Origin of the sequence: Streptomyces sp. NPDC001750 (assembly GCF_042892615.1) — a bacterium.
Lineage (GTDB): Bacteria > Actinomycetota > Actinomycetes > Streptomycetales > Streptomycetaceae > Streptomyces.
In genome coordinates this window covers 46,899-61,882 of sequence record NZ_JBIAUE010000033.1, presented here as the reverse complement: position 1 = coordinate 61,882, position 14,984 = coordinate 46,899, and the positions used below count along the sequence as shown (strand labels likewise).

The 14,984-nt window shown below is 68.4% G+C and carries 13 protein-coding genes and 3 pseudogenes; 9 read left to right on the top strand and 7 right to left on the bottom strand.

The window, feature by feature from the left end:
- Positions 1–225: 225 nt before the first annotated feature.
- Positions 226–501 (top strand): annotated as a pseudogene (locus tag ACFYY6_RS33155) (ester cyclase); the annotation flags it as partial.
- Between the two features lie 170 nt (positions 502–671).
- On the opposite strand, the gene ACFYY6_RS33150 reads toward ACFYY6_RS33155, so the two are convergent.
- From ACFYY6_RS33150 to ACFYY6_RS33140, 3 genes are all read right to left on the bottom strand, one after another.
- Positions 672–1,480, bottom strand: a protein-coding gene (locus ACFYY6_RS33150) for an IS5 family transposase (protein ID WP_389197051.1) whose coding sequence is annotated in 2 segments (ribosomal slippage) — positions 672–1,141 and positions 1,141–1,480 — 810 coding nt in all. Because the reading frame shifts where the segments join, the coding sequence is not laid out codon by codon here.
- 81 nt (positions 1,481–1,561) lie between these two features.
- Positions 1,562–2,370 (bottom strand): IS5 family transposase gene (locus ACFYY6_RS33145; protein WP_389197049.1). Its coding sequence is split into 2 segments (ribosomal slippage): positions 1,562–2,028 and positions 2,028–2,370, totalling 810 coding nucleotides; the frame shifts between segments, so codons are not numbered across the junction.
- 612 nt (positions 2,371–2,982) lie between these two features.
- Positions 2,983–4,026, bottom strand: coding sequence for a LacI family DNA-binding transcriptional regulator (locus tag ACFYY6_RS33140; RefSeq protein WP_351624304.1), 1,044 nt, complete (start codon positions 4,024–4,026; stop codon positions 2,983–2,985).
- Positions 4,027–4,427: 401 nt separating this feature from the next.
- Between ACFYY6_RS33140 and ACFYY6_RS33135 the strand changes: the two genes are divergently transcribed.
- The 5 genes from ACFYY6_RS33135 to ACFYY6_RS33115 all read left to right on the top strand — a co-directional run bounded on the left by ACFYY6_RS33135 (position 4,428) and on the right by ACFYY6_RS33115 (position 9,694).
- Entirely contained in the window at positions 4,428–5,651 is a 1,224-nt protein-coding gene (locus ACFYY6_RS33135) for an extracellular solute-binding protein (RefSeq protein WP_351624306.1), read from the top strand.
- Positions 5,651–6,649: a sugar ABC transporter permease gene (locus ACFYY6_RS33130; RefSeq protein ID WP_351525200.1), complete on the top strand. Its 999-nt coding sequence runs from the start codon at positions 5,651–5,653 to the stop codon at positions 6,647–6,649. The genes ACFYY6_RS33135 and ACFYY6_RS33130 overlap by 1 nt, the downstream gene beginning before the upstream one ends.
- The gene (locus ACFYY6_RS33125) at positions 6,649–7,473 is read left to right on the top strand and encodes a carbohydrate ABC transporter permease (protein ID WP_389197047.1); all 825 of its coding nucleotides are present in this window, start codon (positions 6,649–6,651) and stop codon (positions 7,471–7,473) included. Before ACFYY6_RS33130 ends, ACFYY6_RS33125 begins: the two co-directional genes overlap by 1 nt.
- Before the next feature lie 71 nt (positions 7,474–7,544).
- Positions 7,545–8,525 carry a glycosyl hydrolase family 32 gene (locus ACFYY6_RS33120; protein WP_351525202.1) on the top strand — a complete coding sequence of 327 codons (981 nt, stop codon included), beginning with the start codon at positions 7,545–7,547 and terminating at the stop codon, positions 8,523–8,525.
- On the top strand, positions 8,522–9,694 hold the full coding sequence (locus ACFYY6_RS33115) for a serine hydrolase domain-containing protein (protein ID WP_351525203.1): 1,173 nt from the start codon (positions 8,522–8,524) through the stop codon (positions 9,692–9,694). Before ACFYY6_RS33120 ends, ACFYY6_RS33115 begins: the two co-directional genes overlap by 4 nt.
- Positions 9,695–9,984: 290 nt before the next feature.
- On the opposite strand, the gene ACFYY6_RS33110 is transcribed toward ACFYY6_RS33115, so the two are convergent.
- Positions 9,985–10,500 carry a universal stress protein gene (locus tag ACFYY6_RS33110; RefSeq protein WP_351525204.1) on the bottom strand — a complete coding sequence of 172 codons (516 nt, stop codon included), beginning with the start codon at positions 10,498–10,500 and terminating at the stop codon, positions 9,985–9,987.
- A gap of 5 nt (positions 10,501–10,505) precedes the next feature.
- A pseudogene (locus ACFYY6_RS33105) lies at positions 10,506–11,761 on the bottom strand (SLC13 family permease).
- 194 nt (positions 11,762–11,955) lie between these two features.
- Between ACFYY6_RS33105 and ACFYY6_RS33100 the strand changes: the two are divergent.
- A complete protein-coding gene (locus ACFYY6_RS33100; protein ID WP_351525205.1) occupies positions 11,956–12,222 on the top strand; it encodes an aldo/keto reductase in 267 nt (88 codons plus the stop codon).
- A 136-nt stretch (positions 12,223–12,358) separates the two neighbouring features.
- Positions 12,359–12,772 (top strand): hypothetical protein, encoded by a 414-nt coding sequence (locus ACFYY6_RS33095; protein WP_351525206.1) that lies wholly within the window; start codon positions 12,359–12,361, stop codon positions 12,770–12,772.
- Between the two features lie 68 nt (positions 12,773–12,840).
- Here the strand turns inward: ACFYY6_RS33095 and ACFYY6_RS33090 are convergent.
- Together ACFYY6_RS33090 and ACFYY6_RS33085 are read right to left on the bottom strand one after the other, a co-directional pair.
- A pseudogene (locus ACFYY6_RS33090) lies at positions 12,841–13,080 on the bottom strand (amidohydrolase family protein); the annotation flags it as partial.
- A 143-nt stretch (positions 13,081–13,223) separates the two neighbouring features.
- The gene (locus ACFYY6_RS33085) at positions 13,224–13,454 is read right to left on the bottom strand and encodes a winged helix-turn-helix domain-containing protein (protein ID WP_389197055.1); all 231 of its coding nucleotides are present in this window, start codon (positions 13,452–13,454) and stop codon (positions 13,224–13,226) included.
- Between the two features lie 705 nt (positions 13,455–14,159).
- Between ACFYY6_RS33085 and ACFYY6_RS33080 the strand changes: the two genes are divergently transcribed.
- Complete coding sequence (locus ACFYY6_RS33080) at positions 14,160–14,750, top strand: S41 family peptidase (RefSeq protein WP_389197045.1); 591 nt, start codon at positions 14,160–14,162, stop codon at positions 14,748–14,750.
- The last annotated feature ends 234 nt before the right edge of the window (positions 14,751–14,984 follow it).

Here is a 14,984-nt window from a genome sequence, read left to right as displayed (position 1 = left end):
CGTCCGGATACCGCATGCCTCCGGCGTACCAGCCCGGACGGACCGCGTCACCCCTCCCGACACAAATCCAGACCCCGAAACGCCGAAATCAGTAAGGAGGCTTGGCGATGTTCATCGACGACTTCGCTCGCGCGGCCGAGGCTGCTTTGTGACCGCCCTCTGGCGTGAACCGGCGCGGTACGACTCGCCCCTGACCGGTCCCCAGGAGGGGATCGATGCGCTCGCCGCCGCGAGTCGGCGCTCTTCGCGGGCTTCAGTGACCTGAGGGCGAGCATCCGTCCGCTGGGCCAGGACGGTCTCACCGGCTCGATGCTGGTCCGCTTCGAAGGCACGCACGACGGCGAGTACGGGGCGTTCGCGGCCACCGGCAACTCGATCGTCATCGAGATGGCGGCTGTCATCACCTTCGGTTCGGAGGTCTACGTGGTCGAGCAGCGGCTCTTCGCGGACAGTGCGACCGTGGTCGGCCAACTCACGCACCACTCCGTGTCCCACGACTGATCGACCGGCGAGCCGCGATGCTGCCCCACCTGCCAGCAAAATCGCCCACCCTGCCCGGCGGGCGAGGTGGGCGATTTTGCCACCAGACAGTCCCTGAACATCGCCCTTATTGTCGGGGCATGTCGGTTGGGCTGTCGGGCGGGAGGGGCTCGGCAGCCTAACTGATCATTTCAGAATGAGGTTCGCAGGCGGCGGAGGCATATGAGGCTGCAGGCCAGCTCGAGTAGGCCCTGGTGGAGATCAGCGCGTCGCTCGTAGCGGATGCGGAGCCGTTTGAACTGGTGCAGCCAGGCGAAGGCGCGCTCGACGACCCAGCGGACCTTGCCCAGTCCGGAGCCGTGGGCTGTGCCGCGTCGGGCGATCAACGGCTTGATGCCACGCTTCCACAGCAGGCGGCGGTACTTGTCGAAGTCGTAGCCCCGGTCGGCGTACAGGCGTCGGGGCCTGCGGCGGGGGCGGCCCCGCAGCCCCCGGATCGGCGGGACCGCGTCCAGCAGCGGCAGGAGCTGGGTGACGTCGTGCCGGTTGCCGCCGGTGAGCGTGACGGCGAGCGGGGTTCCATGGCGGTCGACGATCACATGATGTTTCGAGCCGGGGCCGGCCCGGTCGACGGGCGAGGGGCCGACGTGATCCCCCCTTTGAGGGCCCGGACGTGCGACCCGTCCACGGCGCAGTCGCCCAGGTCCAGCAGGCCGGCGCGGCGCAGCTCCGCCAGCAGGGCGGCGTGCAGGCGTGGCCAGACACCGGCCTCGGTCCAGTCCCGCAGCCGGCGCCAGGCCGTCACGCCGGAGCAGCCCACGGCCTCCGTGGGTACGTCGCGCCAGGCCACACCGGTCCGCAGCACGTACAGGATGCCGGCGAGTGCCACCCGGTCCGGAACTCGCAGCCGCCCGGGATAGCGGTGGCGTCGTTCAGGAGCGGGCGGCAGCAGCGGAGCAACCCGCTCCCACAGGCCGTCAGAAACAAGATCAGCACGCACCCCGGACACACTGCCGAACAAGATCACCGAGCACAAGACCCGCAGCTCAACTCATTCTGAAACGATCAGTAAGACGTCGTTTCATTTGGTGAGTCGGCGGTAGCCGATGAGGGTTGCCGCTATGCCAACGAACGCGAGGAAGTGCTCGGCTTTGCGTTCGTAGCGGCGGTGCAGGCGGCGGCATCCGGCGAGCCAGGAGACTGTTCTCTCAACGACCCAGCGGTGGCGGCCCAGCCGTGTGGAGGACTCGATGCCTTTGCGGGCGATGCGGTGACGGATGCCGCGTTTGCGGAGCCACCGTCGCAGGTGGTCGTAGTCGTAGCCCTTGTCGGCATGGAGCTTGGCCGGGCGCCGACGGCGCGGGCCTCGCCGGGAGCGGATGGGCGGGATGCCGCGCACGAGCGGCTCAAGACCCAGGCTGTCGTGCATGTTCGCGCCGGAGATACCCAGCGACAGAGGGAGTCCGTTCCGGTCGGTGATCAGGTGAATCTTCGATCCCGGCTTGCCACGATCGGTCGGATTCGGTCCCGTCAAAGGCCCCCTTTTGCAGCCCGGACACTGACCGAGTCGATCGCGCACCGCGACCAGTCCAGCTCACCCCGGGCACCGAGTTCGTCGAGCACAACCCGATAGAGCCGGGCCCAGACACGGGCCCGGCTCCACTGGGCGAAGCGCCGGTAGACCGTGGACCAGGCCGGCCCGAACACGGGCGGCAGTTGCCGCCAGGTACAGCCCGAAGTCGCCACGAAGATGATCGCTGCCAGAGTCTCGCGGTCACCAGCCCGGCGTCGGCCCCCGCCCTGCGGACGCCTCACCTCAGTCGGCGGCACCACCCGCCGGAACAACACCCACAACTCATCCGGCACCAACCGCTCAACCAAGTCCGTCATGCACGGACCAACGAGCGATCACGCCAAAAGAAACGACGTCTAAGGGTGTGCTGGAGTGAGCGGCTTGCGGTATCCGTTATGCAGTCGTCTTGATGGATCGGTGTCGTTTTCGCTGCCGCTGCCGCTGCCGCTGCCGCTGCCGCTGCCGCTGCCGCTGCCGCTGCCGCTGCCGCTGCCGCTGCCGCTGGGGCATGGGTGGCGGCTGTGGACAGGCTTGGCCGGGAGGACGGGCCTGCGAAGATCACGTCCATTGAACCAGAGGCTTCATCCTCGGAGCCGGGAGGCGCGAGCGGGCCCGCGGCGCCCGGGGGAGAATGGCGCAGGCCCGGCAAGAGGCCCTCACCTGGGGGTGAGGTGCCCCGGACTCACACCATGTACCAAAGACCAGTAGATCAAGGCAGAATCTCGCCCGTCACGCCACGGCTGCAGGCCGGTGGCGCAGCGCCTCCCCAGACCGTGCGCTGTACCAGTACCCGCCCGCGGGGCGGCTGACCGGCCGCCCCGCGCCCGGCATTTCGGCAGCGGCCGGTTCGCTGCTCCGCCGCACCTGATCCGTAGCAGCCGATGGGCCACCGGGAGAGGCTCGCAGCCGGCGCTCGAACGAGCTGGCTCTCAGGCAGTCGCATGATCGAGCGGGTGGGTCCGGACCGATGCCCGCTCGATCACCGGCATGGGAATCAGACGGCTGCCGGACGGTGCGCTGGGGGAGAGGAGGATTTCGACGGAGGCGCGGCCCATGGCCTCGTGTGGCAGTCCGACGGTCGTGAGGCCGGGCCGGAGGTAGGAGGCGAGTTCGTCGTTGTCGAACGAGACCACGGAGATGTCCTTCGGGACGGTCAGACCGTGATCGGCCAGGGCCTGGTACGCGCCGAACGCGAGGCGGTCGTTCATGCACAGCAGGGCTCGGATGTCGCTCCGGCGTTCGAGGAGGGCGTGGGTGACGTCGTAGCCGTGGTGCGGCTCCCAGTCCCAGCACGACTCCTCGGTCGCGAACTGCAGGCCTTGTCTGGCCATCTCCGCGCGGATGCCGGCAATCCGCTGCTCGACGGTGGTGGACCGGAAGAGCCCCTTCTCGGCTTCCGCGTTGTGTCCGATAAGGGCAATTCCTTCACGGTGGCCGGCGGCAGCCAGAAGTCTGACTGCTGAGGCACCTCCAGCGGGTTCGTCGGGAAGCACGGAAACGGGGTGCTTCTTGTTCGTGGCGTTGAGCATGACGACGCGCGTGGTCGACGGGATCTCGGGCACGAACAGTTCCCGGGCGCGCATGACGGCGAAGATGATTCCGTCCACCTGACGGTCAAGTACAGCGCCAATCGCCTCCGACTCACGTGCTGGGTCGCCACCGGTCTCCAGTACGAGCATGACATGCCCTGCCCGTTGCGCGGCGTCCAGTGCTCCTCGGATCAGGCCGCTCGCGAAGCGGGTGGTGGCGACGACGTCGGAGATGAACCCGATGGTGAGGCTCTTGTCGGTTCGCAGGCTGCGCGCCGCGACGTTCGGCCGGTATCCGAGTTCGGTGGCCGCCTCGTGGACCCGGGCGTGCGCGTCGGCGGAGAGCCGGGAGTCGGGCCTGCCGTTGAGGATCATCGACGCGGCGGTCGGGGACAGCCCGGCACGGCGGGCGACATCGGCGAGCGTGACGCGCTTGGGCGGCATGACTTCCTCTCGTGCGGGGCGACGGGACGGCGTGCGTGCCGGTCCCAAGACAATCACAACGTCCTGACCGCTGACTCCTTGACAGGGGGCATCCGGCATCCCAGTATGAGCAGCGCTAAATGCTTTTAGCAGACAGTTTAGCCCGTTTGTCGGGGGATGCTGGCCCCCCCGGACAGTGGCGGCACCCGCTTGTGGTGCGCAGGGGCAACTTCCACGGAGCACGCTCAGACAACGGAGTCTTGTACATGGCACACAAGTCGAACCGCCCCGGTGAGGGACGCAGAGCCGCATCACTCATGAGCTGGAGGCCGGCCGTCGCGGCCGCGGTCGCCGTGAGCGGGCTTGTCCTTGCCGGGTGTGCGCCGGGATCCCAGGAAGCGAGCCCGACCGCATCGGGCAAGGTGAGCCTGAAGCTCCCCTCCGAAAAGATCACGATCAAGATCCAGGACGAAGCGGGATTCCCCGTCACCGACAACCTGGCCGACGAATTCACCAAGCAGCACCCGAACATCACCTTCAAGGTCGTCCGGGACAGCTTCGCCAACCTCACCGCCAACGCGCCACGCCTCCTGGCCGGCGCCGACGCGCCCGACCTCATCCGGCTTCCCACCATGGGGGACACCGTCAAGGACGGGCTCCTGACCAACCTCGACCCGTATTTCAAGGGCTACGGGTGGGACAAGTTCTCCGCCGGCCAGCTGGCCGCGTCCCGGATGAGCGCCGAGGGAGTCAGGGGCGAGGGCTCCCTGTACCAGATGGGCCTGGGCTACAGCGTCACGGGCATCTACGTGAACCAGAAGTACGCCAAGCAGTTGGGGCTCTCCGGTGCGCCATCGACCATCGGGGAGCTGGAGCGGTGGATGGCCAAGGCCAAGGCGGCCGGGATCCTTCCCGTGCAGATCGGAATGCAGGACGGCGTGGGCACGTTCGCGCTCCAGTCGCTGATCAACCAGTACGGGGACAAGACGGACCTGGTGAACTGGATGTTCAACAAGCCCGGTGCCACCTTCGATACCGAGGCCAGCCTCAAGGGCGCCACGACCTTCAAGAAGTGGGCCGACGCGGGCTACTTCCCCTCCGACGTGAACGCGATCAACTACACGACGATGGTGTCCAACTTCCAGGCGGGCAAGGGTCTGTTGATGTTCGACGGAAACTGGGACGCCGCGAAGACGGACAAGGCGATGGGGGAAGGCGCGGCCCGGTTCGTCCTGGTGCCTCCGGCCACCGCCGGTGGTTCGCACGTGGCGATGGGCGCCGCGAACTCCTTCGCCATCCCGGCCAAAGCGAAGCATGCCGATGCGGCGGCGTTCTTCCTGGACTGGATCCACACCGACCCCAAGGCCCGTCAGATCGTGGTCGACGTCACGGGCGCCTCCCCGGGGGGAGATCCCTCGCAGGAGCTGCCCAAGGTGAAGGACGGTTCGCTGATCGCGCAGGCCCTCACGGCGTCGGCGAAGGTCGGATCCGATGACGGGTTCGTCGACTTCATGGCCAACACCACGGCGGGCATCTACGCGGGCGCCTTCCAGCCGGACGAGCAGAAGCTGCTGACCCGGCGCATGGAACCCAAGGCTTTCGTGGCGGCGATCCAGGAGTACTACGCCAAGGAGCTGGCGGGCTGATGGTCAACGATGTCCGTAAGCATGAGGACCCGAAGCCGGCAGCGGCACTGCGGCAACCCGACGTGGGCGCTCATGCTGCGGGCGTCGGAAGGTCCTCCGGTCGGGCCGGCCGGCCCTCCGTTCGAAGGGCGGCCCGCCACCGGAGTGTCATCGGCTGGTTCTTCGTCCTGCCGGCACTGGCGTTCTTCTGCGCCTTCGTGGTCTACCCGTTGATCACGGCCGTGCAGTACTCGTTCTACCGCTGGAACGGCATCGGCGCGTCGACCTGGGTCGGCGTCGACAACTACGTCCGGGTCTTCACCGATCCGGAGCTGTTGATCTCGATCGTCAACGCGCTGGTTCTCATCGTCTTCTTCACGGTGATCCCGGTTGCCAGCGGCCTGGCCCTGGCGACCCTGATCCGGACGATGCGGCCCGGTCCCTTCGCCACGGTCGCCCGCACGGTGCTGTTCCTTCCGCAGATCATCCCGCTGGTGGCCGCCGGTATTGCCTGGTCGTGGATGTACGCGCAGACCGGCACGATCAACACCATGCTCGACTCCGTCGGCCTGGGCTTCCTCTCGCGGTCCTGGTTGGCGGGCTTCGGGACCGCTCTGCCCGCCGTCGGCCTCATCGGCTCCTGGGTACTGACCGGCCTGTGCACCATCCTGCTGCTCACCGGTATCGGAAAGATCGACGCCTCCCTCTACGAGGCGGCACGGCTCGACGGGGCGGGCTGGTGGCGAGAATTCGTGACCGTCACCCTTCCCGGGCTGCGGCAGGAGATCGTGGTGCTGGTCACCATCACTGTCATCGCCGCCCTGAGCAGCTTCGACATCATCTACACCACCACCAAGGGCGGCCCGGGAACCAGCACGCTCGTCCCCGGCATCTCGATCTTCCGGCTCGCCTTCACCCAGAGCGAAGTCGGCCTGGCATCCGCCTTCGGCATCATCCTCCTCGCACTCGTCCTCCTGGCAGTGCTGCCCATTCAACTGCTGGGAAGGGAACGAGACTGATGGTCGTCAACAAGACCGAAGCAATCATCGGACGCGTCGTCCTCGTCCTCGTGCTGATCCTCACTCTGCTGCCGATCGCCGGGATGCTCTCCGGAGCCCTGCAGCCCGCGGATCGCATCCCCGACGGCTTCTCCTGGCCCAGCGATCCTCAGTGGGGCAACTTCGTCGTCGCCTTCCAGACCGCGCATGTCTGGGAACTCCTCGGCTCCAGCACCCTGATCATCCTCGGCGTCGTACCGCTCAGCCTGCTCCTGGCGACGCTGGCCGGCTACGCCCTGGGCAACCTGCGCATTCCTGGCGGGAGATTCGTTTTCGTCCTGCTCCTGCTGGGACTGACCATTCCCTTCGAAGCGATCATCATCCCGATCTACTACGAGATCAGCGCCATGGGACTGCTCAACACCCAGTGGGCGATCATCCTTCCGCTGATCGGGCTCTACATGCCCTTCAGCGTCGTGTGGATGCGTGCGCACTTCGTCGGCGTCCCCACCGAACTCTCCGAAGCGGCCCGTATCGACGGGGCGAGCACCTTCCAGGAGATCCGCCGCATCCAGATCCCACTGGCCATGCCCGCCCTCTCCGCCCTGGCCATCCTGCTGTTCCTGTGGACCTGGAACCAGTTCCTCCTCCCCCTGGTCCTGGTCGACGACCCCGACAAACGCACCATGGCCGGAGCCCTGGGAGCGTTCCAGGGGCAGTACCTCAACCAGCTCCCCCTGCTGTTCGCGGGCGCGCTGATCATCATGCTGCCGACGATCATGATCTACGTCATCTTCCAGCGCCAGTTCATCAAGGCGCTTCTCCAGGGCGCGGTCAAAGGCTGAAGCGCACCTCCTCCAACCCCCTCATCGGTCCGGCCTGCTCACGACGACAGCCGCAGCCACAAGGACAATGCATGACCTTTCGCCTCGACCACGCCTGGGTGTGGGACTTCTGGTTCGCCGATGACGGCGACACCTTCCACCTGTTCTACCTCCACGCACCCAAGGACCTGGGCGACCCAGAGCTGCGCCACCGCAACGCCCGGATCGGGCACGCCACTTCCGTCGACCTGGTCGACTGGCAGGACCACGGACCGGTCTTCGGCCCCGGACAACCCGGCACCTTCGACGAGACCGCCACGTGGACGGGCAGCGTGCTCCGCGGACCCGACGGCGTCTGGCGGATGTTCTACACCGGAGCTCGCTTCCTCGACGCCGGGGGAAACGTCGAATCCATCGGCGTGGCCACCTCCACGGACTTGCATACCTGGACGAAACAGCCCGGGCCGCTCATCGAGGCGGACGGGCGCTGGTACGAGAGGCTGGGAGACTCCAGCTGGCCGGAGGAGGCATGGCGCGATCCCTGGGTCTTCCCGGACCCGGCCGGTGACGGCTGGCACATGCTCATCACGGCCCGGGCCAACCACGGTGCTGACGACGACCGGGGCGTGATCGGGCACGCGACATCACCGGATCTTCAGGCATGGGCCGTCCGGCCACCGCTCAGCCGCGCGGGCGCCGGCTTCGCCCACCTGGAGGTCCCCCAGATCACGACCGTCGACGGCGAGTCCGTACTGCTGTTGTCCTGCGACACTCCACGACTGTCCGCCGCACGGCGCAGAGCCGGCCAGGTCGGAGGTGTCTGGAGTGTTCCAGCCGCTGCGGTCCTGGGCCCTTACCCGGTGGAGGACGCCACGTTGGTCATCGAGGAATCCCTCTACAGCGGGCGCCTCATCGAAGACCGGACCGGCAGAACCGTGATGCTCGCCTTCGACAACTCCACTGTCGACGACAGGTTCGCCGGCTCAATATCCGACCCCATCCACGTGAGCTGGTCAGCGGAGCGGCACGGCATCGCCCCCTTGGCCCTCCAGAGCAAAGGCACCCCGGAATGAGCACCCGCATCGAGGGCAGCACCGCCCCAGGCTTCGCGCCCCTCGCGGAAGCCTTCTCCACCGCTTTCACCGGCCATGACGCCATGGGCGCGGCACTTTGTGTCCGGCTGGCCGGCGAGACAGTCGTTGACCTGTGGGGCGGGATTGCCGACCCGCGCGACCGCTCGCCCTGGACGAAGGACACCACCAGCGTCATCTTCTCCTGCACCAAGGGCCTTGTCTCCATCCTCGCGGCACGTCTCGTGCAGGACGGACTCCTCGACTACCGGACTCCCGTCGCGACCTACTGGCCCGAGTTCGCCGCCGAAGGGAAAGAAGAGATCACGGTCGCCGATCTTCTCGCCCACCGGTCCGGGCTCTCGGCACCGCGCGATCTCCTGAACGTCGAGGACGTCATCGACTGGGACGTCGTCACGGGTCGCCTGGCAGCCCAGCAACCACTGTGGACCAACAGTCAGGGCCACGCGTATCACGCCCTCACCCACGGCTGGCTCGTCGGTGAGGTCATCCGCCGGATCACCGGCAAAACGGTCGGCCAGTACTTCGACGAGCTCATCGCCGCACCGCTGCAGGCCGACGCGTGGATCGGCCTCCCCCGCAGGGCGCGGCACCAGGTCGCCCATCTGCGGGCCGGAACGAGCCTCACCGCGCTCGTTGCTCAACAGGCAGCGGCGCGCGTTGCCGGCGAGATCGACTGGACCGAGCGGGCCATGACCCTCGGAAACGCGTTCCCGCCGGAACTCGTCGACGCCACCGGCGGCTTCAACGACCCCCGTATCCAAGCGGCGGAGCTGCCGGGAGCGGGCGGCATCGCATCGGCCCGGGCGCTGGCCTCGATCTGGTCATCCACCGTGGTGGAGACAGACGGAGTGCGGCTGCTGGATGCCGGCACGGTCACTGACGCCACGCGACCGCAGACCGAAGGCACCCCGATATTCGGCGGACAACCCCCCTTCGCACGGTGGGGCATGGGATTCCAGCTTCCCTCCCTCGCCCGCGAATTCCTGGGGCCCGCCTCCTTCGGACACGACGGCGCCGGCGGGCAGGTCGCCTTTGCCGACACGACACACCAGGTCGGATTCGCGTTCCTGACCAACCTCATGGAAGCGGGGCCCGACCACCGCGCCACCGCGATCGTGGACGAACTCCGCCGCATCCTCCGCAAGTAATGCCGGGGTGGGGGCTGGGGTCTGGCCCAGGGGTGTTGCGGTTTCGTCGAGACGGGGCAATTGCCCGGGGCGCGTTGCCGGTGCGCAGTTGCGAGGCACGGGAAGCGTGGTGCGACCACACCATCCCCGACCCGTCCAGCTGCTTCACCCGCCCCGGATCAAGATGCCCCGCCTTGTGGCGGGAACCTCCGCTGGGCCGCGGGCCATGTCCCGAGCGGAAATCCGGTCGGGCCCAGGCATCGGGGATGACGTAGCCGTACGGCATCCGCAGCGGCTCCGCGCCGTGTCTTTCACCGACCGGGGTGGCGGCCTGGAGACCGCGGCGGGTGGGGTGGCGGCGGGATGGTGGCCGTGCTGGGTGCGGTCCCCGGCCAGACCAGCAGGACGGGGCAGGGGGCGTGGTCGACGATGAAGCGGCTGGCGGGGCCGAGGCTGCGGGGTCCGAGGTGGGTGCGGTCGCCGTCGCGGGCGAGAATGAGCAGGTCGGCGCCTTCGGCGGCGGCCACGACTTCTCGTTCGACGCTGCCCGAGCGTTCTTGCCGGGCACACGGCCGTCCCAGCCGCTCGGCCGCTCTGGTCAGGAGATGCTCGGCTGAGGCAGCGGCCAGGTGTTCCACCGCGGTGCCGGGGTCGCGGTCGGGGCGTGCGCGGCCCAGCAGCCCGGCATAGGCGCCGTGCGCGGCGCCCGGCACCTCGTGGCCGGTGATGTGGAGCAGCACCAGGTCAGCGTTGGCAGGCGTGTGGGTGCGGGCGGCGTCGACGCAGGCGGGCCAGGTGCCCTCGACGATCCAGACGATGACGGTCACGGTGGTCAGCCTCCGATGGTTTGGAGTGAGGCCCGCAGTGCCACCACGGAGAGCAGCAGGGCGGCGGGCACGGCGAGCAGACCGAGCCGGGTGAACTCGCCCAGCCCCACGTCGGTGTCGTGTTCGCGTACGATGCGCCGCCACAGCAGGGTGGCCAGGGAGCCGGCGTAGGTGAGGTTCGGGCCGATGTTCACGCCGAGGAGGACGGCGAGGACGGCGCCCGGGCCGGTGGGGGTGGTCAGGGGCAGCAGGACCAGGACGGCGGGCAGGTTGTTGATGATGTTCGCCAGTGCGGCTGCCAGTGTCGCGATGGCGAGGAGGGCCGGGAGACCGGTGCCGCCGGGCACGAGGTGGCCCAGTACGTCCGCGAGGCCGTTGTCGACCACGGCCCGGACCACGATGCCCAGGGCCAGGACGAAGGCGCAGAACGGCAGGGCCGCGGCCCTGACGATCGCCGTGGGAGTGGTGCGGCGCTGGGCCAGGGAGCGGGCCGCCAGGACGGCCGCGCCCGCAGCCGCCGCCCAGGCCGGGTTGATGTCGACCACCGAGGTCAGGACGAAGCCCGCCAGGGTGCCCGCCACTGTGAGCAGGGCGAACAGAGGCAGTTCGCGGGGCTCGTCGGCGGGCGGGGCCTCGGCGCCCGCGTCCAGGTCGGTGGCGAAGAAGCGGCGGATCACCCCGTACTCGACACTGGTGGCCACCAGCCAGGGCAGCGCCATCAACGCGGCGAAGCGGGTGAAGCTCAGGCCGCTGGCGGCGAACGCCAGCAGGTTGGTCAGGTTGGAGACCGGAAGTAGCAGCGAGGCGGTGTTCGACAGGTGGGTGCAGGCGTAGACGTGCGGTTTGGCGCGGGCGCCGAGGCGGGCGGCGGTGGTGAACACCACCGGAGTCAGCAGCACCACCGTGGCGTCCAGGCTGAGCACTGCGGTGATCAGTGAGGCGGCTACGAACACGAGGACCAGCAGGCGGCGGGGCGGCCGGCCGCCCGGCGGGCCATCCAGGCACCGCACGCGTGGAACAGACCCTCGTCGTCGCACAGCTGGGCCAGGACCAGGACGGCCGCGAGGAAGCCGATCACCGGGCCCAGCCGGGCGGCCTCGGCCGCCGCGTGGTCGAGCGAGATCGCGCCGGTGGCGATGACCACCCCGGCAGCGGGGACAGCCACGACCGCTTCCGGCCAGCCCCACGGCCGGATCACCGCGCAGGCCAGCACCGCCAGGAGCAAGGCGACAGAGAGTGCTTCTGCGAGTGCAAAGTTCAGCGTCTGAGCCCTGAGGCGGTCCAGGGGCAGAAGGGTATGCAGGCCGACAGAGTCCAGGCCGCGGGGTAGCAGCCCGCTCGCCCGCGGCTTTCTCAGCGGGGCGGTGAAGTCCCGCGAACCACTACACCGCCCACGGCTTCCGCCAGCACCTCGCCTGGTGGAAGCCGGAGAACTTCGACGCCAACGTCGCCATCGTGGGCAAGCTGACCGAGTTCGCCGAGAGCGAGGGCGCCGCCCTCGCACAGCTGGCGCTGGCGTGGCTGCTGGCGAAGAAGGACTACATCGTCCCCATCCCCGGCTTGCGCAACCCCCACAGTGCCGCCCAGAACATTGCCGCGGCCGACCTCATGCCGACGGGACGCGGGGCCTCAGGGGGCCGACGGCGGTGTCTCGTATGCTCGGCCCATGGGAGAGCCTCATCCGGTCGAGCTGTCCGGGACGTTTGTCACCAGGCGCGATGACCGTTGGCGCGATGATCGTTGGTACGGGCGGTTCCGGTTGCGTTTTCCTCAAGTGTCGCCGTGGCCCAACCTGTACGCGACGTTTGTTCGAGTACGTCCGGGGTGGCGGTCTTTGGTCGAGGAGACGCTCTCGGGGGTGGCCACCGAGGTGCCCAGGCAGAAAACCTGGCCGGTCCATCTGCTCAACCAGAAGGTCCACGGGAGAGGATGGGAATTCGACCTGGGGCCACCGGAGGCTGACTACCTCTGCCTGGAGCAGCTGTCGGACATCTGCCACATCGACATGCGCAACCTTCACCAGCTCATCGACCTCCTGGCACCGGCCATGGAGGACGCGCACTTCTTCGTCTACTCGATGGGCGACGGCCTCGACCAGTGGGTTGACGAGGTGCGCATCCGTGACGGGCGGAGCGGCTTTGCGCGGTGGGCCCTCGCGGGGGAGGCGTGGGCCGAGTTCCCTGTGCTGTGCGCGGAGCTCGGCGACAGTCGCGCCGGGGACGATACCTTTGGCCGGTTCGTCGCGTTGATGAGCGATCGACGAGTCGTTTGATCGGCAGGCGCGAGGCGGCCGTGGGCCGGAGGTGGGTCGCCCGATGGCAGGAGGTTGGGCGTGCGGGCGTCGATCAGCAGCAGGTCGGCCCGCTTGCCGGGGGTGATCGACCCGGTCACGTCGCCGAGGCCGAGGTCGTGCGCGCCGTCGAGCGTCGCCATCTGCAGCAGTCGGCGCGGGGTGACCTCGGGTGATCCGGTTCGGGCGACTTCGACGGCAGTCCGGCCGTCGCGCTTTATGAAAGTCTCGGTTTCTCTCGCATCGGCACCATTGAGCCCGTCCCCTACCCCGTCCGTCCCGCCGGGCATCTGCAGATTCAGCACGGGCCTATCGCCGACGTTTCGACTGTCCTGTTTGGGAATTGTCGGCCCACCGGGCGTCACCACGAGGTCGGCAAGGTCCACGACCGCGCGAATACGGTCGGCCGTGTTCTTGCCCGGTGCCTGGCCGCTCACCGCCGTGGAGGCCTCCGGCTCAAGTATCGGGAGCGGGGTCGAGGAGCGAGCTTCGGAGGTGGGGCCAGGGTCGCAGGCCGCCCGGGCTCTTTTACCTCCGACCAGGTCGCCTCCTTCCACACCGCAACGGCCCGTTCGTCGCGCTCGGCGACCCGCCGCGCGGGCACCTGTGGGCTGAAGCCGAGCCGGCGCATCAGCCTCGTGGCCCCGGAGACGCTGTAGGACACGTGGAACTTCCTGCCGATGAGCGTGGCCACCCTCGCCGCGGTCCACACCTGGTCCTCCACCCAGCCGTGCGCGGCCAGGCCCTGATGGTGACCACACACTGGTGAGTGACGTGCCCATGCCCGCCGCTGCGGACCTGACGACCGAGTCCGGAAGTGATCACTGCCGAGACAACGTCAGTGAGCGCTCTACCTGGGGTATTTCGGGGCGCCCGCCGCGGCCAGGAACTTACACTCCTCAACCATGCATACCAATGCAGAGATGATCAGTCTGGCCCTGGACCGGATCACGTCTGGATACGTCTTTCCTCAGCGAGTCGCGGAGATCGAGGGTGCGATTCGGAGACAACTCGCCGCTGGGGCGTACGACACGCTGAGCGGCCCCGCGCTCTGTGAGGCGGTGACCGCCCACCTGCAGGAGGTCTGCCCAGACAGACACCTGAGGCTGCTCTGGCTGGACGAGCCGCAGTCCATGGATCCGGCGGACGAGGACGAAGGCCGAGCGGCCTTCCTCGCAAAGCTGAGGGCCGAGAACCAGGGCATCCGCCGCTTCGAGCACCTAGTGCCGCGGCAGGCAACGTTTGCCCGTCAAGGAGCGCGTCCGGTACGTGCTCTCGGTGTGCCGGCCGGAAGCCCTCGTACTGGATGTACTTGGGATTTCGGCCGGTGCGGCGAGAGGGCGTGCCGGGCGTCGCGACGGGGCAAACGTTGCCTGATGCGGCACTAGAGGGCAACATCGGCCATCTCGACATTGGGCGGATCGCCGACGCCGGCGAGGGCGCCCGCATGATCGGTGCGGCCATGGAACTGGTCGCCCACACCAATGCCCTCATCCTCGATCTACGCGAGTGCCGCGGTGGCTCACCCGAGGGCGCTGCCATGTGGTGTAGCTATTTCTTCCCTGACGACCAGGTGCACCTCAACGACATCTACGAGCGTTCCACCGACTCCACCCGTCAGTACTGGACCGCCTCGCACCTGCCCGCACCGCGCTACCTCGACCGCCCGGTGTACGTACTCACCAGTGCCATCACGTTCTCGGGAGGGGAGGACGTGGCGTACACCCTGCAGGCGCACGGGCGGGCCGTCCTCGTCGGCGAGACGACCCGGGGAGGTGCTCACCCGACCGTCCGGCACCCGGTGACGGAACACATCACAGTCACCGTACCGACCGCCAGGACGATCAGCACTGTCACTGGGACGAACTGGGAGGGCGTGGGCGTCGTGCCGGACCTCGCCGCCCCCTCAGAACAGGCGCTCGATGTGGCACTCAAGGAAGCGCTGGGGCGCGCTGCGTAATTAGTCCGAGTAGCCCCGCAGACCGCTCACGCCGGGAACGCGAGTGGCACCGCGGACGAAGGTGTGGTCTGCCGCCCCCCGTGGTGCCAGACCACGCCTTTCTACGTATCGGACACCGCCGGCTCCGGTGGGGAGGTTCCTCATCGAGGAGCTGCCTCAGATCGGTACACAGCCCCAGCCGCGTGCACGTCATCCTTACGGCCTCGTCCACGATTGGCAGCGGCGTCGCGGTGT